Raw genomic sequence first — 23,176 nt, 5'->3', positions numbered from 1 at the left:
CCCGACTGCCTAAAGCTGCGGAAGGGCCATCGCCCCAAGATATGGAGGACCGCAATGACCGCGTGGGACAAGTCCAGGCTTCCCAGCCGCCACACCACCGTCGGGCCGGAGCGCGCCCCGCATCGCAGCTACTACTATGCCATGGGCCTGACCGAGGCCGAGATCGACCAGCCCTTCGTCGGCGTCGCCACCTGCTGGAACGAGGCGGCGCCCTGCAACATCGACCTGAGCCGCCAGGCGCAGTCGGTGAAGAAGGGCGTGAAGGAGGGCGGCGGCACGCCGCGCGAATTCACGACCATCACCGTGACCGACGGCCTCGCCATGGGCCACCAGGGGATGAAGTCCTCGCTCGCCTCGCGCGATGCCATCGCCGATACGGTCGAGCTCACCATGCGCGGGCATTGCTACGATGCGCTGGTGGGGCTGGCCGGCTGCGACAAGTCGCTGCCGGGGATGATGATGGCCATGCTGCGGCTGAACGTGCCGAGCGTCTTCATGTACGGCGGCTCGATCCTGCCGGGCAAGTTCAAGGGCCGCGACGTCACCGTGGTGGACGTCTTCGAGGCGGTCGGCCAGCACGCCGCCGGCAACATGTCGGACGAGGAGCTGCACGAGCTGGAATGCGTCGCCTGCCCGAGCGCCGGCGCCTGCGGCGGCCAGTTCACCGCCAATACCATGGCGACGGTGAGCGAGGCGATCGGCCTGGCGCTGCCGGGCTCGGCCGGCACCCCCGCGCCCTACGAGGAGCGCGACCGCTGGGCGGCGGAATCCGGCAAGGCTGTCATGGAGCTGCTGCGGCTGAACCTCCGCCCGCGCGACATCGTCACCCGCAGGTCGCTGGAGAATGCCGCCGTCGTGGTCGGCGCCACCGGTGGTTCCACGAATGCCGGGCTGCACCTGCCGGCGATCGCGCATGAGGCCGGCATCGACTTCACCATGGACGACGTGGTCGAGATCATGCGGCGCACGCCCTATATCGCCGACCTGAAGCCGGGCGGGAAATACGTCGCCTACGACGTCTACAAGGTCGGCGGCATCCCGGTGATCATCAAGGCGCTGCTCGATGCCGGGCTGCTGCACGGCGACTGCATGACCGTCACCGGCAAGACGCTCGCCGAGAACCACAAGGACGTGGTCTTCCCGCTCGACCAGGATGTCATCTACCCCGTCAGCAAGGCGATCTCGCCCACCGGCGGCGTGGTCGGGCTCAAGGGCAACCTGGCGCCCGACGGCGCCATCGTGAAGGTCGCGGGGATGAAGACCCTGCGCTTCGAGGGCAGTGCGCTCTGCTTCGACAGCGAGGAGGAGGCCTTCCACGCCGTCGACCAGCGCGCCTACAAGGCCGGCGATATCATCGTCATCCGCTACGAGGGTCCGAAGGGCGGGCCGGGGATGCGGGAGATGCTCTCGACCACCGCCGCCATCTACGGCCAGGGCATGGGCGAATCGGTCGCGCTCATCACCGACGGGCGCTTCTCGGGCGCGACGCGCGGCTTCTGCATCGGCCACGTCGGGCCGGAAGCCGCGGTCGGCGGGCCGATCGCCCTGCTGCGCAACGGCGACCGGATCGTGATCGATGCCGCCCAGGGCACCATCGACATGCTGGTCGACGAGTCCGAGCTGGCGAAGCGCAAGGCGGCCTGGACCCCGCGGCGGACCGACTACAACGCCGGGGCGCTGTGGAAATACGCCCAGCTGGTCGGTCCGGCGCATCGCGGCGCGGTGACCCATCCGGGCGGCGCGGCCGAGACGCATTGTTACGCCGACCAATAAAGCGTGATCCCGCCCTGCGCCGTGGGCGCATGGCGGGAGTTTCATCGCCGCCGCCTGCTTTTCGTCACAGATCGGCGTTGGAGTGCAGGTCTGTCACGAGGAGTGAGTGTCCCATGAAACGCCTCCTGCCCCTGCTGCTGCTGCCGGCGCTGGCCCTGCTCTCCGGATGCGTGGTCGCGCCGGCGCCCGGCTACTACGGCCGGGCCTATGCGCCGCCGCCGCCGGTGGTCTATGCCCGGCCGTACTACGCCCGGCCCTATGGCTACGGGTACGGCTATCGCCGGTGGTAGGCCGCCGGCGGTTCGCCGCCGGGCTGCTCGCCGGGCTTCTGGCCCGGCCGGCCAGCGCCCAACCCGCCTACGGCCGGCCGCCGCCGCCACCACCCCTGCGGCTCGAGCCGCCCCCCGGCCGGCCGCCGGGGCCGCGGCTGGTGTGGCAGCCCGGCCACTGGGTCCGCGCCCGCCGGGACTATGTCTGGGTGCCCGGCCAATGGGTGCGGATCCGGCGTGGCGGCTGGGTGCATGGCCATTGGGAGGAACGCCGCCGCGGGCCGGTCTGGATCCCCGGCGGCTGGCGCTGAGCCGGGTGCGGCGGGTCAGCGCAGCTCGCACCAGACCGGGGCATGGTCGCTCGGGGCCTCTTCCGAGCGGGCGACGGTATCGACGCCGCAGCTGACCAGCCGCTCGGCCAGCTCGGGGCTGAGCAGCGCATGGTCGATGCGGAGGCCGCGGTTCATGTTGAAGGCCGGGCCGTAGTCCCAATAGGTGTACGGCGCATCCTGCGGGTGCAGGGCGCGCAGCGCATCCGTCATGCCGAGGTTGGTCAGGGCGCGGAACCGGGCGCGGGTCTCCGGCCGGACCAGGGCATCGGTCGGCGGCAGGCTGCCGGGGGCGAGGTCGGCATCGGTCGGGCAGACGTTGAAGTCGCCGAGGACCGCGACCGGGGTGAAGCGGTCCAGCCGCTCGCTGATCCAGCCGCCGAGGCGCTCCATCCAGCGCAGCTTGTAGGCATAGCCGGCCTCGCCGCCGGAATTGCCGTTCGGCAGGTAGATGCCGGCCACCTCCATGCCCTCGGCCGCGACCGAGACGAAGCGGGCGTGGCCATCCTCATCCTCGCCGGGGAGGGTCTCGGCGGTCACCTCGAAGGGGATGCGGCCGAGCACGGCGACACCGTTGCGGCCGCCGGTCTGGCCCACGGCATGGAGGCGGTAGCCGCTGTCGGCCAGCTCCAGCGCCGGAAACTCGGCCGTCTGGCACTTGAGTTCCTGGAGGAAGACCACGTCCGGGGCATGCCGGTCGAGGAAGCGCCGCAGGTGCGGCACCCGGCGGCGGATGGAGTTCACGTTGAAGCTGGCGAGGCGGATCATGCCGCCAGCATCGCCCGGCCGGCCGCCCGACGTAAGGGGTCAGGCGACCGCGAAGCTGACGCCGCAGCCGCAGCCGGAGACCGCCTGGGGGTTGCGGACGGCGAAATGGGCGCCGATCAGCGCCTCGTTCCAGTCGAGCTCGGAGCCGGCCAGCAGGTCGAGCGACGTGGCATCGATGAAGACCGGCGCGGCGCCGGTCTCGATCACCAGGTCGTCCGCGCCGGCCTTGTCCTCGAGGTCGAAATTATACTGGAAGCCGGAACAGCCGCCGGCGCTCACCGAGACACGCAGCCCGGCGCCGGGCTTGCCCTCGCGCTTGGCGATCTCGGCCACCTGCGCGGCGGCGCGGGGCGTGACGTGGAAGCGGGGAAGGTTGGTGCCGTCCGGCATCGGGCGCATTCTCCTGGGCGGTGGCCGCGGGCAGGGTGTCGAGGCTAAGTTGTCCGACTGCGGGCGGCCACCCAAGTCTGTTGCCGCTAACATAGGGGACGACATGGCGGATTTCCAATCGGGCGATGCCGGCCCCGGCGCTGGACCGGGCTGCTAGGGGCGCATGGCGATGGAACCGCTGGCACCCTGGGCCGTGCATCCCGCAACCTCCCGCGGCCGGCTGCACCCGGAGCCGGGGGGCGATGCGCGCTCGCCCTGGCAGCGCGACCGCGACCGGATCATCCATACCGGGGCCTTCCGCCGGCTGCAGTACAAGACCCAGGTCTTCATCTTCCATGAGGGCGACTACTTCCGCACCCGGCTGACCCATAGCATCGAGGTGGCGCAGATCGCCCGGGCCATCGCCCGCCGGCTGCGGCTGGACGAGGACCTGGCCGAGGCGCTGGCCCTGGCGCACGACCTCGGCCACCCGCCCTTCGGCCATGCCGGGGAGGAGGCGCTGGATGCCCAGATGCGCCCCTACGGCGGCTTCGACCACAATGCCCAGTCGCTGAAGGTGGTGACCAGCCTGGAGGGGCGCTACGCCGCCTTCGACGGCCTCAACCTGACCTGGGAGACGCTGGAGGGCCTGGCCAAGCACAACGGCCCGCTGCGCCGCCCGACCGCCTACATGGCCGAGTACGACCGGCTGCACCCGCTGGAGCTCACCACCCATGCCTCGGCCGAGGCCCAGGTGGCGGCGCTGGCCGATGACATCGCCTACAACAACCACGACCTCGACGACGGCATCCGCGCCCGGATCTTCACCTTGGAGGAGGCGGCCTCGCTGCCGCTGGTGGGCGAGGCCTTCCAGGACGTGCGGACCACCCATCCGAACATCGCCCGCGACCGGATGGTGACCGAGACGGTGCGGCGGGTGATCAACCGCATGGTGCAGGACGTGGTCGAGGAGGCGGGGCGGCGGATCGCCCGGCTGGCGCCGCGCAGCGCCGACGACATCCGCGCCGCCGGCGAGCCGGTGGTCGGCTTCTCCCGCGGCATGGCGGAGGCCAACCAGGAGATCCGCGAGTTCCTGTTCAGCCGGATGTACCGGCACTGGCGGGTGAACCGGGCGATGCAGAAGTCGAAGCGGGTGAGCCAGCTGCTGTTCCAGCTGCTGCACGGGGGGCCGCAGATGCTGCCCGACGACTGGCGGGCCAAGGCCGGGGAGCCGGGGAGCGCGAGCTGCGCCCGGGTGGTCTGCGACTACATCGCCGGCATGACCGACCGCTACGCACTCGAGGAGCACCGGCGGCTGACCGACCCGAACATCCCGGGCTAGCGGCCGGGGCCAAGCCCGAATCAACCCCGGCATGGCGGCGGGCGGCGGCCCGCGCTACACCCGGCCCACGATGACCAGCACCGATATCTTCGCCGCCCTCCGCGCCCGTACCGTCGCCGCCCTCGAGGCCCTGCTGCCGGACCTGCCGGCCGAGGCCTTCGCCAGGGTCCAGATGGAGCCGCCGCGCGATGCCGCGCATGGCGACATGGCGACCAATGCGGCGCTGGTCGTCGGCAAGGCGGCGCGGCAGCCTCCCGCAGCGCTGGCCCAGGCCCTGGCCGGGCGGCTGGCGGCGCTGCCCGAGGTCGAGAGCGCCGCCCCGGCCGGGCCGGGCTTCGTCAACCTGCGCCTGCGGGAGGATTTCCTCCGCGCCCAATTGCCGGCGATCCTGGCGGCCGGGGAGGGCTACGGCGACAGCGGCATCGGCGGCGGCCGCCGCGTGAACGTCGAGTACGTCTCGGCCAATCCGACCGGGCCGATGCATGTCGGGCATTGCCGCGGCGCGGTGGTCGGCGATGCGCTGGCCAACCTACTGGGCAAGGCCGGCTGGGACGTGACAAAGGAATACTACATCAACGACGCCGGGGCGCAGGTGCAGGCGCTGGCGCTAGCCGCCTACTGGCGCTACCTGCAGGTGCTGGTGGCGACGCCGGAGGGGCAGGTGCTGGCGGCCGGCAACCCGGCGCTGGCCGGATTCGCCGCCTCGGCCCAGGGCCGGGAGGCGTTCGAGCAGGCCTTCGGCATCGCCCTGCAATACGGCGGCGACTACCTGGTGCCGGTGGGGCAGGCGCTGTTCACCGCGCATGGCACCGGGCTGGTGCCGGCGGCGGGGCCGCCTTCGGCCGAGGTGCTGGAGCTGATCCGCGCCTTCACGGTCGATGCCATGATGGCCGAGATCCGCCAGGACCTCGCCGCGCTCGGCGTGCGGCAGGATGTCTTCATCAGCGAGGCGGCGCTGGTCCGCGCCGGGGTCGCCGACCGGGCGATCGCCGACCTCGCCGCCAAGGGCCTGGTCTACGAGGGCGTGCTCGAGCCGCCCAAGGGCAAGCTGCCCGAGGACTGGGAGCCGCGGCCGCAGACGCTGTTCGCCTCCACAAAATTCGGCGACGATGTCGACCGGCCGCTGCGGAAGTCCGACGGCAGCAACACCTATTTCGCCAACGACATCGGCAACCACGCCGACAAGCTGGCGCGCGGCTTCGCCGAGCTGGTGCAGGTCTGGGGCGCCGACCACGGCGGCTACGTCCGGCGCATGGTGGCGGCGGTGAAGGCGCTGTCGGACGGGCATCCGGTGCCGCTCGACGTGGTGCTGACCCAGATCGTCAAGGTGGTGAAGAACGGCGAGCCGGTGCGGATGAGCAAGCGCGCCGGCACCTACGTGACTCTGGCCGACCTGATCGAGGAGGTCGGGCGCGACGCGGTGCGCTTCACCATGCTGACCCGCAAGGCGGATGCACAGATGGAGTTCGACCTCGACAAGGTGGTCGAGCAGTCGCGCGAGAATCCGGTCTTCTACGTGCAATACGCTCATGCCCGCTGCCGCTCCGTGCTGCGCAGCGGCGACGAGGCGCCGGGCGGCCTGGGCGACCTCGCGGCGGCGCCGCTCGAGTCGCTGACCGATCCCGCCGAATTGGCATTGATCCGCCGGCTGGCGGCCTGGCCGCGCACCGTGGAAGCCGCCGCCCTGGCCCGCGAACCGCACCGAATCGCCTTCTTTCTCCATGACTTGGCCGGCGATTTTCATGTACTCTGGAACAGGGGACGAGAGGATTCGACCCTCCGCTTCATCCGGGGGGATGAGCCGGAGGCGACGCGGGCCAGGCTCGCGTTGGTTGCCGCGACGGCGACGGTGATCAGATCGGGCCTCCAGGTCATGGGGGTCACGCCCGTCGAGGAGATGCGGTGAGCGACATTACGATTCCATCCTGGCGCGCGCGCCCGGAAAATCCCGGTCCCAACTGGCGGATGCTGGCGGTGGCGGGCGGTCTGCTCGGTGCGGTCGCGGTGGCGGGCGCGGTGGGCTGGGGCATCTCGCGCATGGGGCCGCGGACGGTCCCGCTGATCGAGCCCGATGCGCGGCCGGTGAAGATCCGGCCGGAGTCGCCGGGCGGCATGATCGTGCCGAACCAGGACCAGCTCGTGCTGGAGCCGCCCTCGGTGCGCCGCGCGGCGGAGCGCAACGCCGGCGTCAGCGCCCGGCTGGACCAGGGACCCGAGATGCCGGCGCTGGAGCAGCTGCGCCAGCAGGCCGCCCCGCCGGCCCCGCCGCCGGTGGCGATGGCGCCGCCCGTGCCGGTGCCCTCGCTCGTGCCGGAGGCACCCGCCATGGCGCCCCCCATGGCGCCGCGTTTGCCACCGGTGGCGGCATCGCCCGCACCGGCGCCGACGGTGCCCGCCGCCCCGGCCCCCAGCGCCCAGGCGCCCGCCGCGCCGGTGCCCGCGCCGCCGCCCCCCGCCGTGGTGCGGCCGGGCCTCGCGCCGGTTGCCGGTGGCCGCGCCATGGTACAGCTCGCGGCCCTCAGCTCCGAGGAATCGGCACGGGGCGAGTGGGAGCGGCTGCAGCGCCGGGTGCCCGAGCTGGCCGCCTTCCAGCCGCAGATCACTCGCTTCGACCGGGGCGAGGGCCAGGCGCCGCTGTACCGGCTGCGGACCGGCGGCCTCGCCGGCATCGCCGCGGCGCGGTCGCTGTGCGAGGCGATGCGCGCCAAGGCCGCCCCCTGCACGCCGATCGGGGGCTGAGCATGTCACCGCGCATCGTGCCCCGGGCCGCCCTCGTCGGGCTGGCCGGGACGGAGCTGAGCGCGGCGGAGGTGGCGCTGTTCCGCCTCGCCCCGCCGCTCGGGGTCATCCTGTTCGCCCGCAACATCGCCGACCCCGTGCAGCTGCGGGCGCTGACCGCCGCGATCCGCGACCTGCTGGGGGAGGCGGCGCCGATCCTGGTGGACCAGGAGGGCGGCCGGGTGGCCCGGCTGCGGGCGCCGCACTGGGCCGACTGCCCGCCGGCGGCGGCCTTCGAGGGCCTGCCGGAGGCGGCGGCGCGGGCCAATGCCGCGCTGCACGGGCTGATGTGCCGCGAGGCCGGCTTCGACGTGGTCTGCGCCCCGGTGCTCGACCTGCGGCTGCCCGGCGCGCATGCGGTGATCGGCGACCGCGCCTTCAGCGCCGACCCCGAGGAGGTGGCGCGGCTCGGCCTCGCCTGGGCCGAGGGGCTGCAGCAGGCCGGCTGCATCCCGGTGGTGAAGCATGTGCCGGGGCATGGCCGGGCGCTGGTGGACAGCCATCTCGACCTGCCGCGGGTGGCCGCGCCGCGGGAGGCGCTGGCCGCCGATTGCGGGCCCTTCGCGGCGCTGGCCGGGATCGCCGCCTGGGCGATGACGGCGCATATCGTCTACGAGGCGCTCGACCCCGACCTGCCGGCGACGCTGTCGCCGCGCGTCATCGGCCAGGTGATCCGCCGGGCGATCGGCTTCGAGGGCATCCTGGTCAGCGACGACCTCTGCATGAAGGCGCTGCGCGGCGATCCCGGGTCGCTGGCGGTGCAGTCCATCGCCGCGGGCTGCGACCTGGTGCTGCATTGCAACGGCGTGCTGGCCGATACGGCGGCGCTGCTCGAGGAATGCCCGATGCTCGACGACCGGGCGGCGGAGCGGCTGGCGGCGACCCGGGCGCGGGTGCTGGCGGCGCGCCGGGCGCTCGACCCAACCCTGCTGCTGGCGGAGCGCGATGCGCAGCTTGCGGCGGCGGCGTGACGGAATTCCTCGGCTGGCTGCCGGAGCTGCTGGTCGCGGTGGTGGCCTCCGTCCTGGCGATCACCCTGCACGAGGCGGCGCATGGCTACGCGGCGCTCTGGCTCGGGGATGACACGGCCAAGCGGATGGGGCGGCTCAGCCTCAACCCGCTGCGGCACGTCGACCGCGTCGGGACGGTGCTGGTGCCGGGGGTGCTGCTGCTCGGGCAGCTGCTGACCCTCGGGCGGGTGGAGTTCATGTTCGGCTGGGCCAAGCCGGTGCCGGTGGACCTCCGGGCCCTGGCCAATCCGCGCACCGGCATGATGCTGGTGGCCGCCGCCGGGCCGGCGATGAATTTCGCCCTGGCGATGATCGCCGGCCTGCTGGCGCATCCGCTGCTGGCGCTCGAGGGTATCGCGCCGCGGGAGGCGATGCAGGTCGGCATCCACTTCATCCAGCTTTCCATCCTGGCGAATTTGGTGCTTGGCTTGTTCAACCTGCTGCCGATTCCGCCGCTGGATGGCGGGCGGATCGTCGCCGGGCTGCTGCCGCGGGCGCTGGTGCTGCCCTATATGCGGCTGGAACGCTGGGGGATCCTCATCGTGCTGTTCGGCGTCTTCCTGCTGCCGCGGCTGACGGACGGCTTCGACCCGGTCGGCTGGGCGCTGCGGAACGTGGTGGCGCGCGGCTTCGAGCTCGTGCTGCGCGCCTCGGGCAATGGCTGATGCCCCGGCCCCCGGGCGGCACTTGATGACCCAGCCGGTCATGCATCTCCGGCTCGAGGGCTTCGAGGGGCCGCTCGACCTGCTGCTCGACCTGGCGCGGGCGCAGAAGGTCGACCTCGAGAGGATCTCCATCATCGCCCTGGTGGACCAGTTCCTGGCGGTGCTGGACCAGGCGCGCCGGGTGCGGCTCGAGCTGGCGGCGGACTGGCTGGTGATGGCCGCCTGGCTGGCCTGGCTGAAATCCCGCCTGCTGGTGCCGCAGGACCCGGCCGAGGAGCTGGATGCCGAGGCGCTGGCGGCGGCGCTGACCGACCGCTTGGCCGAGCTGGACCGGATGCGGCTGGCGGCCGCCTTCCTCGGCGGCCGGCAGCAGCTCGGCCGCGAGATCTTCGCCCGCGGCGCGGCCGAGAACCTCCGGGTCGAGGACCGCAGCGGGCTGAACGCCGACCTGCCGGCGCTGCTGCAGGCCTATGCCGCGGCCCGCCGCCGGGCCCTGGCGCGGCGACCCTATGCGCCGAAGCACCGCAAGCTCTGGACCGTGCAGGATGCCCTGGCCCGGCTCGGCGGCATGGTCGGCGCCCTGCCGGACTGGGCCACCCTGACCCGCTTCCTGCCGGAGGGGCTGACCGATCCGGTCGAGCGGCGGGCGGCGCTCGCCAGCACCCTGATCGCGGCGCTGGAGACGGCCCGCGGCGGCGGCATCGAGCTGCGCCAGGAACGGGCCTTCGGGCCGATCCTGGTCCGCCGGTCGACCCCGATGGAGGAGGCGCTACCCGATGTCCGAGCAGCCTGACGCCCCGGAGGCCGCGCCCGGCGCGGATGCGGCGGCCGACCCGGCGCTCTTCGCCCATGCCCTGCGGATCGCCGAGGCGCTGGTCTTCGCCAGCGACCGGCCGATCGCCGCCGCCAAGGTGCAGCAGGCGCTGCCGCCCGGGGTGGATGCGCGGGCGGTGCTGACCTCGCTGCTGGCGACCACCGCCGGCCGGCCGGTCGAGCTGGTCGAGGTGGGCGGCGGCTACGCCTTCCGCACCGCCGCCGACCTCGCCCCGGCGCTGACCCGGGTGGTCGAGGTGCCGCGCAAGCTGCCGCGGGTGGCGATGGAGACGCTGGCCATCATCGCCTACCACCAGCCGGTGACCCGGCCGGAGATCGAGGAGATCCGCGGCGCGGCGCTGTCCCAGGCCACGCTCGAGGCACTGCTGGAGCACGGGCTGATCGCTCCGCGCGGCCGCAAGGAAGTGCCGGGGCGGCCCAGCCTCTGGGGCACCACCCCGCGCTTCCTCGAGCAATTCGGGCTGCAGGGCCTCGGCGACCTGCCGCGGCGGGAGGAGCTGGTCAACGAGCCCGGCGGGCTGTTCCAGGCGCCGCGGCTCCAGGCCGGCGGCCAGCCGCAGGGATGACCCTGCGGCTCGCGGGCATCCGCCACGCCTATGGCGGGCGGGAGGTGCTGCGCGGCATCGACCTGCAGGTGGCGGCGGGGGAGATCCTCTGTCTCCTGGGCCCCTCGGGCGACGGCAAGACCACGCTGCTGCGGCTGGTGGCCGGGCTGGAGCCGCTGCAGGCCGGGCGGATCGAGCTGGGCGGGGTGGTGGTCGGCGAGCCGGGGCGGGACCTGCCGCCGGAGGCCCGCCGCGTCGGCTTCGTGTTCCAGGATTACGCGCTCTTCCCGCATCTGACCGTCGCCCAGAACGTCGCCTTCGGGCTCGGCCGCATCCCGAAGGGGGAACGGGCCTGGCAGGTGGCCGAGGCGCTGGCCCGGGTGGGGCTGGAGACCCACGCCAATGCCTTCCCGCACATGCTCTCGGGCGGGCAGCAGCAGCGGGTGGCGCTGGCCCGGGCGCTGGCGCCGCGGCCGCAGGTGCTGCTGCTGGACGAGGCCTTCGCCTCGCTCGATGCCCGGCTGCGGGAGCAGGTGCGGGACGACACCCTGCACGTGCTCCAGACCGCCGGCATCCCGGCGCTGATCGTGACCCACGACGCCGAGGAGGCGATGTTCCTGGCCGACCGCATCGCCCTGATGCGGGCCGGGCGGGTGGTGCAGCTCGGGACGCCGGAGGCGCTCTATCTCCGGCCGGCCGATCCCTTCGTCGCCACCTTCCTCGGCGAGGTGAACCGGCTGCCGGCGCGGCTGCGCGACGGGCGGGTGGAGACGGCGATCGGGCCGATGCCGCGGCCGGAGGACTGCCGCCTGCCGGATGGCCCGGCCGAGCTGCTGCTGCGTCCGGAGGGGCTGCGGGTCGATGCCGCCGGGGGGAGCCATGCGGGTACCCCCGCCGAGGTGGAGGCCTGCCGGCTGCTGGGGGCGACCACCCTGGTGCATCTGGCGGTGGCGGACGGGGCGGGCGGGGTGCTGCATCTGCATGCCCGGCTGCCGCCCGGCGCCCGGCTGGCACGTGGACAGCGGGTGACGGTCGCTTTGGATCCCGAACGGGCCTTCGTATTTCCGCCCCCGCCTCCCTAGATTGGCGCCGCGGGGCTATCCTGCTAACGGGAGGGGCCGCGCGATCCGGGGAGTAGCCCCACAGCGTGGCGGGAGACGGTATGTTCGATCTTGCCTGGTCCGAGATAGCGCTGGTGGGCGTGGTGGCGCTGGTCGTCATCGGTCCGAAGGACCTGCCCGAGGCGATCCGCGGCGTGGCGCGCGGCATCGCGAAGCTGCGCCGCATGGCCAGCGAGTTCCAGGGCCAGGCCGACGAGCTGGTGCGCGAGGCGAACCTCGACGAGGTCCGCAACTCCATCAACGAGATCCGCAATTTCAACGTGCGCGACCAGTTCACCAAGGCGGTGGACAAGGACGGCTCGATCCGCAAGACCTTCACCGAGGACCCGCTGAAGCCGGACTACACCCCCTATTCCCCGCCGCCGCCGGCCACGCCCGCCGGCGAGCCGATGGGGCCGGGCCTCGAGCCGCCGCCGGCTGCCATGGAAGGGGCCAGCGCCAGACCCGGCGGCGCCGGCACGGAAGGCCTCGCCCCGCCGGCGGCGCCGGCCTTCATCCCGCCCGCCTTCGTGCCGCCGCCGGCCTTGGCCGCCGCGCCGCCCGCCGCCCCTGCCTTCGTGCCGCCCGCCGGACCGGCGCCGGTGGCGCCGGCCGCGCCGCCGGCGCCCACCCAGACCCAGAGCTGAGCACCCGAACCAGTGTCGCGCGATCCGGACGATATCATCGACGACAAGCCGATGCCGCTGCTCGACCACCTGATGGAGCTGCGCACGCGGCTGCTCTGGTCGGTCGGTGCCTTCGGCATCGCCTTCGCGATCTGCTACTACTTCTCGGCGCAGATCTACGGCTTCCTGGCCCAGCCGCTGGCCGACATCCTGCAGCAGCAGGGCGGCGGCGAGCGGCGGATGATCTTCACCGCGCTGTACGAGGCCTTCTTCACCTACCTGAAGGTGGCCTTCTTCGGCGCGACCTTCTTCAGCTTCCCGGTCTGGGCGACGCAGCTCTGGCTGTTCATCGCCCCCGGCCTCTACCGCTCCGAGAAGCGGGCGGTGACGCCCTTCCTGGTGGCCTCGCCCTTCCTGTTCGTGGCGGGGGCGGCGCTGGCCTATTACTTCATCTTCCCGCTGGCCTGGCGCTTCTTCATCACCTTCGAGACGCCGCCCGGCGCCGGCAGCCTGCCGATCCAGCTCGAGGCGAAGGTCAGCGAGTACCTCTCGCTGGTCATGCAGATGATCCTGGCCTTCGGCATCTCCTTCCAGATGCCGGTGCTGCTGACCCTGCTGTGCCGCGTCGGCATCCTCAGCGTCGAGACGCTGAAGAAGGGGCGGCGCTACGCCATCGTCGGCATGTTCGTGGTGGCGGCGGTGCTGACGCCGCCCGACGTCATCAGCCAGGTGGGCCTGGCGGTGCCGCTGCTGGCGCTCTACGAGCTCTCGATCCTGGCGGCGACCTGGATGGCCCGGAAGAAGCCCGAGGCCAAGCCCGACGACACGAAGAAGACCTGAGCCATGCACGACATCCGGCGAATCCGCGAGGCGCCCGAGGCCTTCGACGCGGCGATGGCGCGGCGGGGCGTGGCAGCGATCGGCGGCACCATCGTCGGGATCGACGCCCGGCGGCGGGACGCCATCGCCGGCGAGGAGGCGGCGCAGAAGCGTCGCAACGAGCGCGCCAAGGCCATCGGCCGGGCCAAGGGCAAGGGCGACGAGGCGGAGGTCGCCCGGCTCATGGCCGAGGCCGGTGCCGGCCTCGACGCCGCGGCGACCGAAGCGCGCATCGGCCTCGATGCCGAGCTCAAGCAGGTGCTGGAATCCCTGCCGAACATCCTCGACGCCGAGGTCCCCGAAGGCCGCGACGAGACCGCCAACGTCGTGCTCCACCAGCACGGCGAGCCGCCGCGCCCCAACTTCGCGCCGAAGCAGCATTTCGAGCTGGGCGAGGCCCTCGGGCTGATGGATTTCGCGGCGGCGGCCAAGCTCGCCGGCACCCGCTTCACCGTGCTCCGCGGCGCGCTGGCGCGGCTGGAGCGGGCGCTCGGGCAGTGGATGCTGACCCTGCACAGCGAGCAGCACGGCTACACCGAGACCGCGGTGCCCTACCTGGTCAATGCCGCGACCATGTACGGCACCGGCCAGCTGCCGAAATTCGAGGACGACCTCTTCAAGACCACCGACGGCCGCTACCTCATCCCGACCGCCGAGGTGCCGCTGACCAACCTGGTGCGGGAGGAGATCCTCGCCGAATCGGCGCTGCCGCTCCGCCTCACCGCGCTCTCGCCCAGCTTCCGCTCCGAGGCCGGCAGCGCGGGGCGGGATACGCGGGGGATGCTGCGGCAGCACCAGTTCCAGAAGGTCGAGCTGGTCTCGGTCACCCGGCCGGAGGACAGCGACGCCGAGCACGAGCGCATGACCGCCTGCGCCGAGCGGGTGCTGACCGAGCTCGGGCTGGTCTGGCGGCGGTTGTTCCTCTGCGCCGGGGATACCGGCTTCAGCGCGGCGCGGACCTATGACCTCGAGGTCTGGCTGCCGGGGCAGCAGATGTGGCGGGAGATTTCCTCCTGCTCCAATTGCCGCGACTTCCAGGCCCGGCGCATGAACGCCCGCTACCGCCCGGCCGAGGGCAAGGGCACCGCCTTCCTCCATACCTTGAACGGCAGCGGCGTGGCGGTGGGTCGCGCGCTGATCGCGGTGCTCGAGACCCACCAGCAGGCCGATGGCAGCGTGTTGATCCCCGAGGTGCTGCGGCCCTGGATGGGCGGGGCCGAGCGGATTTCCTGAGCGGTCGGGGCTTCGGCGCCCGGCCCGATGCCAGCGCCGGCCGCCTGCGGCGTTCTGACCGAGAACCGGGAGTACCTTCCTATGCCTGACGCCTCGTGCCGCTGCTGCGGCAGCGCCCATCCTCATCCTCCGGCCCAGGATCGACCCGCGGGCCAGGGCTGGGGCCGCCGCCGTTTCGCCGCGGCCGGCCTGCTCGCGGCCACCGCGGCTCTGGCGCCGGCGTCAGGGCGGACGGCCGAGGTGGTGGCCCGCACCAGCCTCACCCCGGACCAGGCCCTGCGCCAGCTGCAGGACGGCAACGACCGCTTCCTGACCGAGGCGCCCTTCCGGAGCACCCAGGGGCGGGAGCGGCGGGTCGAGCTGGCCCGGGGGCAGGCGCCCTTCGCGGTGCTGGTCGGCTGTTCCGACAGCCGGGTGCCGCCCGAGCTGCTGTTCGGCCGCGGCCTGGGCGAGTTGTTCATCGTCCGCAACGCCGGCAACACCATCGACACGGCGGCGCTCGGCAGCGTGGAATACGGCGTGGGCGTGCTCGGCTGCCCGCTGGTGGTGGTGCTGGGGCACGAGGGCTGCGGCGCCGTCGCCGCGGCGCTCGACGTGGTCGAGCGGAACGCGGTCTTCCCCGGGGTGATCGGGGAGATGGTGCAGCCCATCATCCCGGCCGTGCTGTCGGTGCGCGGCGCGGCGGGCGATCCGCTCGACAATGCGGTGCGGGCCAATGCCCGCCGGGTCGCCACCCGGCTTGCGACGCAGAGCGGCATCCTCCGGGATGCGGTCGCCGCCGGGCGGCTCAGGATCGTCGCCGCCCGCTACGACCTCGACGATGGCGATGTCGACTGGCTCGACGCGGGGTGAGGCCGCCGCCCGGCCTCAGGTCGCCACGCCGAGCCGGCCGCCGAGGTCCTGGATGAACTGCCAGGCGACCCGGCCGGAACGGCCGCCGCGGGTCACCGACCACTCATTCGCCTGGCGCCGCAGCTCCTCCGGCGACAGCGCGATGCCGAAGGATGCGGCATAGCCCTCGACCATGGCGAAGTAGGTCGGCTGGTCGCAGTTGTGGAAGCCGATCCAGAGCCCGAAGCGGTCGCTGAGCGAGACCTTCTCCTCCACCGCCTCCTGGCCGTGGATGGCGGTGCTGCGCTCGTTCTCGATCATGTCGCGGGACATCAGGTGGCGGCGGTTGGAGGTCGCGTAGAACAGCACGTTGACCGGGCGGCCCTCGATGCCGCCGTCGAGCACGGATTTCAGCGCCTTGTAGTCGGCGTCCTCCTTCTCGAAGGAGAGGTCGTCGCAGAAGACCAGGCAGCGGCGCGGCTGGGCCCGGAGGATGTTCAGCAGCTCCGGCAGGGTGCGGATGTCCTCCCGCTGGATCTCGATCAGCGCCAGGCTGCCGGGGATCTCGGCATTGGCGGCGGCATGCGCGGCCTTGATGAGCGAGGACTTGCCCATGCCGCGGGCGCCCCAGAGCATGACGTTGTTGGCGGCATGGCCGCGGGCGAAGCGCAGGGTGTTCTCCAGCAGGATGCCCTTCTGCCGCTCCACGCCCTGCAGCAGCCCGAGCTCGACGCGGGAGACGCGGGCGACCGGGGCGAGGCGCGCCACCGGCTCGGCGTGCCAGACGAAGGCATCGGCGCCCTCGACCCGGGGCGGGGCGGGGGGCGGCGGGGCCAGCCGCTCCAGGGCCTCGGCGATGCGGGTCAGCAGGGCATTGTCCATGTGATTGTCCATCCGTGATCCCGCGGGCGAGCCCCGCCTGCCGCCGGCCGCACTTGACGCTGGGGGGGCGCCCGCTAGTTTGCGCCCCGCCGCATACGCCAAGCCGGCCCAACAAGGAAATCCCCGGGATGTTCATCTCCCCCGCTTATGCCCAGGACGCCGCCGGCGGCCCGATGGCGCTGGTCATGCAGCTCGCGCCGCTCCTGCTCATCTTCGGCGTCTTCTACTTCCTGCTCATCCGCCCGCAGCAGAAGAAGCAGAAGGAGCACCGCGCGCTGCTGGCCTCGCTCAAGCGCGGCGACCGCGTGCTGACCGCGGGCGGCATCATCGCCAAGGTCATCACCGTGAAGGACGGCGTGGACGAGGTCGAGGTGGAGATCGCCCCCAACGTGCGCGTCAGCGTCCTGCGGGCGACCATCGGCGACGTGCTGAAGCCGATCACCGGCAGCGACGCCCCGGCCAAGGGGTGACGCCGTCGCGCCGGGCGCTGGCGGTCCTGCTGCCGGCGGCCTGCGGGGCGCGGCTGCTCGCCCCGTGCGCTGCCCGGGCGGCGGACCCGGAAGCCCGGGCGGTTGCCGGCGGCACGCTGGTGCAGCTGGGTGCACTGGGCTCGGTCGCCGTGCTGCTGCGCGGCGCCGCACGCGGCCGGCAGCAATCGGTCTACGAGGGCATGCGGCTGCCGGGGCCGCCGGTGGCGCTTGTCGCCGACCGCTGGCTGGTGGGCTGGGGCAGCGAGGGCGACCGCGGCCTGTTCATGGCCTTCGACGCCGAGGGCGAGCGGCTGTACCTGATGCTGCTGGTCGATGGCGGGCCCATCTACCTCGCACCGCCGCGCGTCGCGGTCTGGCCGGAGGAGCTGGCCGAGCCCTTCCATCGCTTCGCCCCGGGCCTCGAACGGGGGCCAAGGTTCACCGACTAAGCAGCAGCGCGGGCCCGGGGAGGCGAAATCCCTCGGGCCCTTCATCCGTCGATGCCGACCAGCCGGCATCGACGAACAAGCATCCGGGAGACACCGTCTCCCAGACGTCCTGCTCAGGCCGCCTGGCCGGACTTCAGCCCGCCGTTCTTCAGCAGGCCCTCGACCACTTCCCAGTCGACCAGCTTGTTCAGGAAGTTGTCGAGGTAGTTCGGCCGGACGTTGCGGAAGTCGAGGTAGTAGGCGTGCTCCCAGACGTCGACGCCGAGGATCGGCGTGCCCTCGCCGGTGGCGATCGGGTTGGAGCCGTTCGGGGTCTTGGTCACCTTCAGCTTGCCGTCGGCGCCGACGATCAGCCAGGCCCAGCCGGAGCCGAACTGGGTGACGCCGGCCTGCTTGAAGGCCTCCTTGAAGGTCGCCAAGCCGCCGAGGTCCTGCTCGATCTTGGCCGCCAGCGTGGCCGGCAGCTTGTCGCCGCCGCCCTTGGGCGACATCACCTGCCAGAACAGGATGTGGTTCCAGTGCTGGCCGGCCTGGTTGAGCACCGGGGCGCCGTCGGCCCCGGCCTTGCCGGCCTCGGCGACGATGGCCTCGAGCGACTTGCCGGCCAGGCCCTTGCTCTCGACCAGGCCGTTCAGCGCGGTGACATAGGCGTTGTGGTGCTTGCCGTGATGGAGCTCGAGCGTCTCCTGGCACATGCCCTGGGCGGCGAGCGCGCTGGTATCGTAAGGCAGCGCAGGCAGGCTGAAGGCCATGGGGTCTCTCCCGTTTGTGGGTGGTGCACCCGGCAGGCCCGGGGGCTGAAGGACAGCTAGGCGGCGGCTTCCCGCGCGTCAAGCAAGCGGGCATGAAGCCGCATATGCCCGAGACCCCCGCGCCGTCGTCGCTTTCCGGAATCGCCGCCCTCGCCCGGGCCCGCGATCCCGACCGATTCCTCTGCGCCCTCTTCGCCCCCGCGGCGAAGCGGGAGGCGTTGTTCACCCTGATCGGCTTCAACCACGAGCTGGCCCGCGCCCGGGAGGCGGCGCGGACGCCATTGCTGGCGCTGATCCGCCTGCAGTGGTGGCGCGACGTGGTGGCGGAGGCCGCCGCCGGCAAGCCGCCGCGGCTGCACGAGGTGGCCGGGCCGCTGCATGCGGCGATCACCGCGGGACTGCTGGAGCCGGCGGCGCTGCTGGCCCTGGCGGATGCCCGCGAAGCCGAGGCCGAGGAGGAGGGCATGCCGACGGAGGCCGCCTTCCAGGCCTATCTGCGCGGCACGGCCGGCGGTTTCGCGGTGGCCGTCGGGCGGCTGCTCGGCGCCTCGGGGGCGGCGCTGGTGGCGCTGCAGGAGGCCGGCGTGGCCTATGGCCTGGCCGGGGTCCTGCGCAGCGTCCCGGCCCTGGCCGGGCAGGGCCGCTGCCTGCTGCCGGCCGAGACGCTGGCCCGGCATGGCCTGTCGGCGGAGGCGGCGGCGGCGGCGCCCGGCGCCGCCGGGCCCGTCGTGGCGGCACTGGCGGCAGCCGGAGCACGGCCGGCGGAGGCGCGGCGGCTGGGCCTCGGCCGGCTGGTCACCGCCGCCGGCCTGCCGCTGGTGCTGGCACGGCGCGACCTGCGGCGCCTGCGGCTGGGCCGGGCGGTGCCGCCGGGGCGCGGCCTCGGCGACCGGCTGGCCGTCATCGGGGCCGGGCTGCTCGGGCGGATCTGAGGCGCGCCCGGCCCTGCCTGCTCAGCCGCGGCCGCCGGCGCGGCCGGCCAGGGCGGCCTTGGCGCGGTCATTGGCGAAATTGCCGGGGTTGTTGGCCTTGCCCTGGCTCTGCCCGCCGGCGTGGCCGGCACTGGCGGCCCGCTCGCGGTCGTTGGCGAAATTGCCGGGATTGGTCGCCTTGCCCTGGTGAAGTCCGCCCAGGCGGCCGGCGGCCGCCGCACGCTCTCGGTCGTTGGCGAAATTGCCTGGATTGCGCTTGCCGGTCTGGGCCATGGGATCCGCTCCTTCCGCTGCTCTGGGGCCACCCGATGCGGCCCGCCCCGCGCCAACGTGGCGGACCCCGGCCAGATGCGTCAGCCGCCCCGGATTACCGGAACATAATACTGCAAAATCAATATGCTGCAGCCTGCGGCGGAGGCATGGTCGGAGGCATCGGCGGGCTGGTCGGCGGCAGTTCCGGACCCGGGCCGGGGGAGGGGTCGAGCGGTCCGGGGCCGGGCGACGGCGCCGGGGAGGGCGAGGGCGCCGGGATTTCCGGGCCAGGGTTCGGGCTGGACGGGGTGACGGTATCGGACACGGCTTTCCTCCTGGGTTCGCCGCATGCAACGCGCCTGGGCGCTGGCTGTTGCCGAGCGGCGCCGCGCCGGGTGCCGAGCGGCGCGGCGCGCCGGGATCAGCCGCGGCGGCTGCGGCGGGCGAGCAGGGCGCTGCCGGCGATGGTCAGGGTCAGGGTCACCACCAGCAGGACGAAGGCCAGCGCCGCGCCGAAGGGCCAGTTGGTACCCTTGACGAACTGGTCGTAGACCGCCGGCGCCATCATCTTGAACTGCGGCCCGCCCAGCAGCACCGGCGTCGCATAGGCGTTCATGCAGAGGATGAAGACCAGCACGCTGCCGGCCGCGACCCCCGGCAGCGCCAGCGGCAGCACCACCCGGCGGAAGCCGGTCAGCGGCCCGGCCCCGAGGTTGGCGGCGGCCTCCTCGACCTGGCGGGGGATCGCCTCGATCACCGAGGCGAGCGTCAGGATCATGTAGGGCGCCACCACCGCGACGATGCCGAGGATGACGGCGCCGCGGGTGTAGAGCAGCGTCAGCGGCTCCGCGATCAGCCCGAGGCCCATCAGCCCGGCGTTGATGGCGCCGTCGCGGCCGAGCAGCGCCATCCAGCCGGCGGCGCGGACCACGTTGCCGACCAGCAGCGGAAAGAGCGTCAGGATGACGGCGAGGCTCTTCCAGCGGCTCTCCATCCGCGCCAGCCAGTAAGCGGCGGGGAAGCCGAGCAGCAGGGCGATCAGGGTGCAGGACAGCGCCACCCCCATCGTGGTCGCCAGCACGTCCTGGTAGTAGGGGTCGGCGATGGCGCGGAGGTAGTTCTCCGGCGACAGCGCCTCGATCATCAGCTCGGTCGGGCTGTACTGGTTCAGGCTGATGCGGAAGAGCATCGCCATCGGCGCGACCAGCAGGACCAGCACCAGCAGTGCCGCCGGGAGGACCAGGGCCGCCATGCTCAGGCCTTGAACTCGCGGTTCCAGAACTCCAGCACGTCCGGCGCCATGCGCGCCATGTAGCCGTAGTCCGGGGTGCGGAGCCTCGCCTGGTCGGCCTCGGAGAGGCTGATCTGCCGCGCCAGATCGGGCGGCAGCGGCGCATCGCTCACGGTCGGGACGTAGCCCATGCGGCGGGCGAAGGCGCCCTGGGCGCGCGGGTCCAGCATCAGGTCGATGTAGCGCCAGGCCTGGTCCTTGCCGCGGCTGTTCTTCGGCACCCCCATCTCGTAGGTGATCGAGGTGGCGCCCTCCTCGGGCACCACATGCTCGATCTGCAGGCCGGCCTGCTTCCACATGTAGCCGCGGGCCAGCCACATGACGGTCAGCCAGACCTCCTCGGACTTCAGCCCCGCCGCCAGCGCCTCGTTCGAGGGATAGACCCGGGCGCCGAGGCGCTTCCACTCCCGCAGCTTGTTCCATGCCGGGGCGAAGTCGCCGGGGCCGCCGCCGCCGACGATGGCGGCCGTCTCCGCGTATTGCGCGTAGAGCAGGTCGGAGAGGCCGACCCGGCCGCGGTACCGCGGGTCCCAGAGGTCGGCATAGCTGCGCGGCGGCGTCGCTACCCGGGCCGGATTGTAGAGGATGACGCGGGCGGAATAGATGTGCGGCACCGCATAGGGCTTGCGCAGCGCCGGGATGACGGCGGCGGCGCGCGTCAGCGCCGGCACCGGCTCGAACAGCCCATGCTGGGAGAGCTCGTACATGTCGACGTCGGACAGCGCCGCGACATCCATGCTGCCGCGGCGCGCTTGGCGCTCGGCCAGCAGCTTGGCCTTGCGCGGCGGCGCCGGCGCCACGTCCTGCACCGGCTCCAACCCGGCCGGGCGGGCGAGGGGGGCATCGAGGCCCTGCTGCAGGATCTCGCCGTAGTCGCCGCCCCAGGTGCCGACCACGACCTGGGAGCCCTGGGCCCGCGGCAGGCGCGGCGCCCCCGCCGTCAGCGCGGCGACCGCAAGCGCGAGATCCCGCCGCCTCAACGCTTGAATTCCTTGTTCCAGAAGTCGATCAGCGCGACCTGGTTCCTGGCGATGTACTCGTAGTCCGGCGTGCGCAGCTTGGCCTGCTGCTCCGGCGTCAGGCTGATCTGCCGGGCAAGGTCGGGCGGCAGGGTCGCGTCGGTGACGGTCGGGGCATAGCCCATGCGGTCGGCGAAGGCCCCCTGCGCCTTGGCGTCGAGCGCGGCATTGAGGTAGCCGAGCCCGCCCTCGCGGTTGCGGGCATTCTTCGGCACCGCCATCTCGAAGCAGATGCTGGTCGCGCCCTCGGAGGGCACCGCGGCCTCCACCGGAATGCCCGACTTCTTCCACATGAAGCCGCGCGCCAGCCACATCAGGCTGAGCCAGACCTCCTCGGATTTCAGCGCCGCTGCCAGGGCCTCGTTCGAGGGATAGACCTTCACGTCGAGGCTGCGCAGCTCCATCAGCTTGCGCTTGCCCGGCTCGTAGTCGTGGTGGTCGCCGCCGGCGACGATGGCCGCCGTCTCCATGTTTTGCAGGTGCAGGATGTCCACCAGGCCCACCTTGCCGCGGTACTTCGGGTCCCAGAGGTCGGCATAGCTCTGCGGCGCGGCGGTGACCTTGGCCGGGTTGTAGAGGATGACCTTGGCCGAATAGATGTGCGGGATCGAGTAGGGCCGCTTCAGCGAGGGGATGGCCTTGGCCAGGTTTGGCACCCGGGCCTCGTCGATCGGCTCGAAGACGCCCTGCTGCGCCATGCTGAACATGTCGACGTCCGACAGGCAGCAGACATCCATGCTGCCGCGCCGGGCGCTGCGCTCGGCGATCAGTTTGGTCTTGCGCGGGTCCTGCGGGCCGACGTCCTGGATCACCTCGGTGCCGCGCGGCGCCAGCAGCGGCTTGTCGATGTTGCCGGCGAGCAGGTCGCCATAGTCGCCGCCCCAGGTGCCGACGACGACCTGGGCGGATTGGGCCGCGGACAGGCCGGGCAGGCCGGCGAGGAGGCTGGTGGCAAGCGCGCCGCGGCGGGTGATCATCCCTTGAATTCCCTGTTCCAGAAGTCGAGCGTCGCGGCATTGCTCCGCGCCAGATAATCGAAATCCTGCACCCGCAACGCGGCCTGCTGCGCCGGCGTCAGGCCGATCTCGGCCTGCAGGGCGGCGGGCAGCGGCGTGTCGGTGGTCGGCAGGAAGCCCATCCGCTCGGCGAAGCCCAGCGCGGCGCGGGGGTCGAGCATCGCATCGAGATAGGCGAAGGCCGCCGCCTTGTTGCGCGCATTCCGCGGCACGCAGGCGCAGGAGATATAGGGCGTGGCCCCCTCCGCCGGGATCACCGCCTGCACCGGGATGCCGGCCTTCTTCCACATGTAGGCGCGGCCGAGCCACATGATGGTGGCGCTCACCTCCTCCGACTTCAGCGCCGCCGCCAGGGCCTCGTTCGAGGGATAGACCCGGGCGCCCAGCCGCTTCCACTCCAGCAGCTTGGCATAGCCCGGCTGGTGGTTGCGCTCGTCGCCGCCGGCGGCGATGGCGGCCGCCTCGGTCATGTGGGTGAAGAGCAGGTCGGAGAAGCCGATGCGGTTGCGGAAGCGCTCCTCGAACAGATCGGCATAGCGCGCCGGCGCCAGCTGGATGCGGGCCGGGTTGGTCAGGATGGTCCGCACCGAATAGATGTGCGGCAGGGTGAAGGGCAGCCGCAGCGCCGGGATGACCTTGGCGAGGTTGGGCACCTTCTCCGGCGTCAGCTCCTCCAGCAACCCCAGCTGTCCCATGGCATGGGTATCCGCGTCGCCGAGGCAGACCACGTCCATGCTGGCCCGGCGGGAGGTTCGCTCGGCG

General features: G+C 72.7%; 27 protein-coding genes. 18 read left to right on the top strand and 9 right to left on the bottom strand.

Annotation, left to right across the window (positions count from 1 at the left end; genetic code table 11):
• Positions 1 to 54 precede the first annotated feature (54 nt).
• The 3 genes from ilvD to QWZ14_RS14005 all read left to right on the top strand — a co-directional run bounded on the left by ilvD (position 55) and on the right by QWZ14_RS14005 (position 2,353).
• Positions 55 to 1,773, top strand: coding sequence for a dihydroxy-acid dehydratase (ilvD, locus tag QWZ14_RS14015; RefSeq protein WP_290317312.1), 1,719 nt, complete (start codon positions 55 to 57; stop codon positions 1,771 to 1,773).
• Between the two features lie 113 nt (positions 1,774 to 1,886).
• The gene (locus tag QWZ14_RS14010) at positions 1,887 to 2,063 is read left to right on the top strand and encodes a hypothetical protein (protein WP_290317311.1); all 177 of its coding nucleotides are present in this window, start codon (positions 1,887 to 1,889) and stop codon (positions 2,061 to 2,063) included.
• Positions 2,057 to 2,353 (top strand): hypothetical protein, encoded by a 297-nt coding sequence (locus QWZ14_RS14005; RefSeq protein ID WP_290317310.1) that lies wholly within the window; start codon positions 2,057 to 2,059, stop codon positions 2,351 to 2,353. The genes QWZ14_RS14010 and QWZ14_RS14005 overlap by 7 nt, the downstream gene beginning before the upstream one ends.
• Positions 2,354 to 2,368: 15 nt before the next feature.
• Here QWZ14_RS14005 and xth read toward each other — a convergent pair whose 3' ends face one another.
• Positions 2,369 to 3,136, bottom strand: a complete 768-nt coding sequence (gene xth / locus QWZ14_RS14000) for an exodeoxyribonuclease III (RefSeq protein ID WP_377755066.1) — start codon at positions 3,134 to 3,136, stop codon at positions 2,369 to 2,371.
• 42 nt (positions 3,137 to 3,178) lie between these two features.
• Complete coding sequence (locus QWZ14_RS13995) at positions 3,179 to 3,529, bottom strand: HesB/IscA family protein (protein ID WP_290317308.1); 351 nt, start codon at positions 3,527 to 3,529, stop codon at positions 3,179 to 3,181.
• A 169-nt stretch (positions 3,530 to 3,698) separates the two neighbouring features.
• Between QWZ14_RS13995 and QWZ14_RS13990 the strand changes: the two genes are divergently transcribed.
• From QWZ14_RS13990 to QWZ14_RS13935, 12 genes are all read left to right on the top strand, one after another.
• Positions 3,699 to 4,850: a deoxyguanosinetriphosphate triphosphohydrolase gene (locus QWZ14_RS13990; RefSeq protein ID WP_290317307.1), complete on the top strand. Its 1,152-nt coding sequence runs from the start codon at positions 3,699 to 3,701 to the stop codon at positions 4,848 to 4,850.
• A 70-nt stretch (positions 4,851 to 4,920) separates the two neighbouring features.
• The gene (locus tag QWZ14_RS13985; protein ID WP_290317306.1) at positions 4,921 to 6,756 is read left to right on the top strand and encodes an arginine--tRNA ligase; all 1,836 of its coding nucleotides are present in this window, start codon (positions 4,921 to 4,923) and stop codon (positions 6,754 to 6,756) included.
• The gene (locus tag QWZ14_RS13980; RefSeq protein WP_290317305.1) at positions 6,753 to 7,589 is read left to right on the top strand and encodes an SPOR domain-containing protein; all 837 of its coding nucleotides are present in this window, start codon (positions 6,753 to 6,755) and stop codon (positions 7,587 to 7,589) included. Before QWZ14_RS13985 ends, QWZ14_RS13980 begins: the two co-directional genes overlap by 4 nt.
• A gap of 2 nt (positions 7,590 to 7,591) precedes the next feature.
• A complete protein-coding gene (gene nagZ, locus QWZ14_RS13975; protein ID WP_290317304.1) occupies positions 7,592 to 8,599 on the top strand; it encodes a beta-N-acetylhexosaminidase in 1,008 nt (335 codons plus the stop codon).
• On the top strand, positions 8,596 to 9,303 hold the full coding sequence (locus QWZ14_RS13970) for a site-2 protease family protein (RefSeq protein WP_290317303.1): 708 nt from the start codon (positions 8,596 to 8,598) through the stop codon (positions 9,301 to 9,303). The genes nagZ and QWZ14_RS13970 overlap by 4 nt, the downstream gene beginning before the upstream one ends.
• Positions 9,304 to 9,328: 25 nt before the next feature.
• A complete protein-coding gene (locus tag QWZ14_RS13965; protein ID WP_290317302.1) occupies positions 9,329 to 10,096 on the top strand; it encodes a segregation and condensation protein A in 768 nt (255 codons plus the stop codon).
• Entirely contained in the window at positions 10,080 to 10,703 is a 624-nt protein-coding gene (scpB, locus tag QWZ14_RS13960) for an SMC-Scp complex subunit ScpB (RefSeq protein ID WP_290317301.1), read from the top strand. The genes QWZ14_RS13965 and scpB overlap by 17 nt, the downstream gene beginning before the upstream one ends.
• Positions 10,700 to 11,764, top strand: coding sequence for an ABC transporter ATP-binding protein (locus tag QWZ14_RS13955; RefSeq protein ID WP_290317300.1), 1,065 nt, complete (start codon positions 10,700 to 10,702; stop codon positions 11,762 to 11,764). Before scpB ends, QWZ14_RS13955 begins: the two co-directional genes overlap by 4 nt.
• Before the next feature lie 80 nt (positions 11,765 to 11,844).
• Complete coding sequence (tatB, locus tag QWZ14_RS13950) at positions 11,845 to 12,429, top strand: Sec-independent protein translocase protein TatB (protein ID WP_290317299.1); 585 nt, start codon at positions 11,845 to 11,847, stop codon at positions 12,427 to 12,429.
• Between the two features lie 12 nt (positions 12,430 to 12,441).
• On the top strand, positions 12,442 to 13,248 hold the full coding sequence (gene tatC, locus QWZ14_RS13945; RefSeq protein WP_290317298.1) for a twin-arginine translocase subunit TatC: 807 nt from the start codon (positions 12,442 to 12,444) through the stop codon (positions 13,246 to 13,248).
• Between the two features lie 3 nt (positions 13,249 to 13,251).
• Positions 13,252 to 14,520: a serine--tRNA ligase gene (gene serS / locus QWZ14_RS13940; RefSeq protein WP_290317297.1), complete on the top strand. Its 1,269-nt coding sequence runs from the start codon at positions 13,252 to 13,254 to the stop codon at positions 14,518 to 14,520.
• An 81-nt stretch (positions 14,521 to 14,601) separates the two neighbouring features.
• Complete coding sequence (locus QWZ14_RS13935) at positions 14,602 to 15,372, top strand: carbonic anhydrase (protein WP_290317296.1); 771 nt, start codon at positions 14,602 to 14,604, stop codon at positions 15,370 to 15,372.
• Positions 15,373 to 15,387: 15 nt separating this feature from the next.
• Here the strand turns inward: QWZ14_RS13935 and QWZ14_RS13930 are convergent, their stop codons facing one another.
• Complete coding sequence (locus tag QWZ14_RS13930) at positions 15,388 to 16,233, bottom strand: ATP-binding protein (protein ID WP_290317295.1); 846 nt, start codon at positions 16,231 to 16,233, stop codon at positions 15,388 to 15,390.
• Positions 16,234 to 16,361: 128 nt separating this feature from the next.
• Here QWZ14_RS13930 and yajC point away from each other — a divergent pair, with 128 nt between their 5' ends.
• Both yajC and QWZ14_RS13920 read left to right on the top strand, forming a co-directional pair.
• Positions 16,362 to 16,703: a preprotein translocase subunit YajC gene (yajC, locus tag QWZ14_RS13925; RefSeq protein ID WP_290317294.1), complete on the top strand. Its 342-nt coding sequence runs from the start codon at positions 16,362 to 16,364 to the stop codon at positions 16,701 to 16,703.
• Positions 16,700 to 17,152 (top strand): hypothetical protein, encoded by a 453-nt coding sequence (locus tag QWZ14_RS13920; protein WP_290317293.1) that lies wholly within the window; start codon positions 16,700 to 16,702, stop codon positions 17,150 to 17,152. Before yajC ends, QWZ14_RS13920 begins: the two co-directional genes overlap by 4 nt.
• Before the next feature lie 113 nt (positions 17,153 to 17,265).
• On the opposite strand, the gene QWZ14_RS13915 is transcribed toward QWZ14_RS13920, so the two are convergent.
• Positions 17,266 to 17,904 carry a superoxide dismutase gene (locus tag QWZ14_RS13915; RefSeq protein WP_290317292.1) on the bottom strand — a complete coding sequence of 213 codons (639 nt, stop codon included), beginning with the start codon at positions 17,902 to 17,904 and terminating at the stop codon, positions 17,266 to 17,268.
• A 104-nt stretch (positions 17,905 to 18,008) separates the two neighbouring features.
• On the opposite strand from QWZ14_RS13915, the gene QWZ14_RS13910 reads away from it, so the two are divergent.
• Positions 18,009 to 18,836, top strand: coding sequence for a squalene/phytoene synthase family protein (locus QWZ14_RS13910; protein WP_290317291.1), 828 nt, complete (start codon positions 18,009 to 18,011; stop codon positions 18,834 to 18,836).
• A 21-nt stretch (positions 18,837 to 18,857) separates the two neighbouring features.
• Here QWZ14_RS13910 and QWZ14_RS13905 read toward each other — a convergent pair whose 3' ends face one another.
• From QWZ14_RS13905 to QWZ14_RS13885, 5 genes are all read right to left on the bottom strand, one after another.
• Complete coding sequence (locus QWZ14_RS13905; RefSeq protein ID WP_290317290.1) at positions 18,858 to 19,109, bottom strand: con-10 family general stress protein; 252 nt, start codon at positions 19,107 to 19,109, stop codon at positions 18,858 to 18,860.
• Positions 19,110 to 19,509: 400 nt separating this feature from the next.
• Positions 19,510 to 20,340, bottom strand: a complete 831-nt coding sequence (locus tag QWZ14_RS13900) for an ABC transporter permease (protein ID WP_290317289.1) — start codon at positions 20,338 to 20,340, stop codon at positions 19,510 to 19,512.
• A gap of 2 nt (positions 20,341 to 20,342) precedes the next feature.
• Entirely contained in the window at positions 20,343 to 21,359 is a 1,017-nt protein-coding gene (locus tag QWZ14_RS13895; RefSeq protein ID WP_290317288.1) for an extracellular solute-binding protein, read from the bottom strand.
• Entirely contained in the window at positions 21,356 to 22,375 is a 1,020-nt protein-coding gene (locus QWZ14_RS13890) for an ABC transporter substrate-binding protein (protein ID WP_290317287.1), read from the bottom strand. Before QWZ14_RS13890 ends, QWZ14_RS13895 begins: the two co-directional genes overlap by 4 nt.
• Entirely contained in the window at positions 22,372 to 23,148 is a 777-nt protein-coding gene (locus QWZ14_RS13885; protein ID WP_290317286.1) for an ABC transporter substrate-binding protein, read from the bottom strand. Before QWZ14_RS13885 ends, QWZ14_RS13890 begins: the two co-directional genes overlap by 4 nt.
• Between the last annotated feature and the right edge of the window lie 28 nt (positions 23,149 to 23,176).

It is taken from the genome of Paeniroseomonas aquatica, from assembly GCF_030409335.1.
In the GTDB taxonomy this organism is placed as follows: Bacteria; Pseudomonadota; Alphaproteobacteria; order Acetobacterales; family Acetobacteraceae; genus Belnapia; species Belnapia aquatica.
This window is presented reverse-complemented; position numbering and strand designations above follow the sequence as displayed.

Coding starts and splice junctions, on each gene's coding strand:
- ilvD (WP_290317312.1), top strand. CDS start 55: ATGACCGCGTGGGACAAGTCCAGGCTTCCCAGCCGCCACACCACCGTC.
- QWZ14_RS14010 (WP_290317311.1), top strand. CDS start 1,887: ATGAAACGCCTCCTGCCCCTGCTGCTGCTGCCGGCGCTGGCCCTGCTC.
- QWZ14_RS13995 (WP_290317308.1), bottom strand. CDS start 3,529: ATGCCGGACGGCACCAACCTTCCCCGCTTCCACGTCACGCCCCGCGCC.
- QWZ14_RS13990 (WP_290317307.1), top strand. CDS start 3,699: ATGGAACCGCTGGCACCCTGGGCCGTGCATCCCGCAACCTCCCGCGGC.
- QWZ14_RS13985 (WP_290317306.1), top strand. CDS start 4,921: ATGACCAGCACCGATATCTTCGCCGCCCTCCGCGCCCGTACCGTCGCC.
- nagZ (WP_290317304.1), top strand. CDS start 7,592: ATGTCACCGCGCATCGTGCCCCGGGCCGCCCTCGTCGGGCTGGCCGGG.
- QWZ14_RS13965 (WP_290317302.1), top strand. CDS start 9,329: ATGACCCAGCCGGTCATGCATCTCCGGCTCGAGGGCTTCGAGGGGCCG.
- scpB (WP_290317301.1), top strand. CDS start 10,080: ATGTCCGAGCAGCCTGACGCCCCGGAGGCCGCGCCCGGCGCGGATGCG.
- QWZ14_RS13955 (WP_290317300.1), top strand. CDS start 10,700: ATGACCCTGCGGCTCGCGGGCATCCGCCACGCCTATGGCGGGCGGGAG.
- tatB (WP_290317299.1), top strand. CDS start 11,845: ATGTTCGATCTTGCCTGGTCCGAGATAGCGCTGGTGGGCGTGGTGGCG.
- serS (WP_290317297.1), top strand. CDS start 13,252: ATGCACGACATCCGGCGAATCCGCGAGGCGCCCGAGGCCTTCGACGCG.
- QWZ14_RS13935 (WP_290317296.1), top strand. CDS start 14,602: ATGCCTGACGCCTCGTGCCGCTGCTGCGGCAGCGCCCATCCTCATCCT.
- QWZ14_RS13930 (WP_290317295.1), bottom strand. CDS start 16,233: ATGGACAATGCCCTGCTGACCCGCATCGCCGAGGCCCTGGAGCGGCTG.
- yajC (WP_290317294.1), top strand. CDS start 16,362: ATGTTCATCTCCCCCGCTTATGCCCAGGACGCCGCCGGCGGCCCGATG.
- QWZ14_RS13915 (WP_290317292.1), bottom strand. CDS start 17,904: ATGGCCTTCAGCCTGCCTGCGCTGCCTTACGATACCAGCGCGCTCGCC.
- QWZ14_RS13910 (WP_290317291.1), top strand. CDS start 18,009: ATGCCCGAGACCCCCGCGCCGTCGTCGCTTTCCGGAATCGCCGCCCTC.
- QWZ14_RS13905 (WP_290317290.1), bottom strand. CDS start 19,109: ATGGCCCAGACCGGCAAGCGCAATCCAGGCAATTTCGCCAACGACCGA.
- QWZ14_RS13900 (WP_290317289.1), bottom strand. CDS start 20,340: ATGGCGGCCCTGGTCCTCCCGGCGGCACTGCTGGTGCTGGTCCTGCTG.
- QWZ14_RS13890 (WP_290317287.1), bottom strand. CDS start 22,375: ATGATCACCCGCCGCGGCGCGCTTGCCACCAGCCTCCTCGCCGGCCTG.
- QWZ14_RS13885 (WP_290317286.1), bottom strand. CDS start 23,148: ATGGACGTGGTCTGCCTCGGCGACGCGGATACCCATGCCATGGGACAG.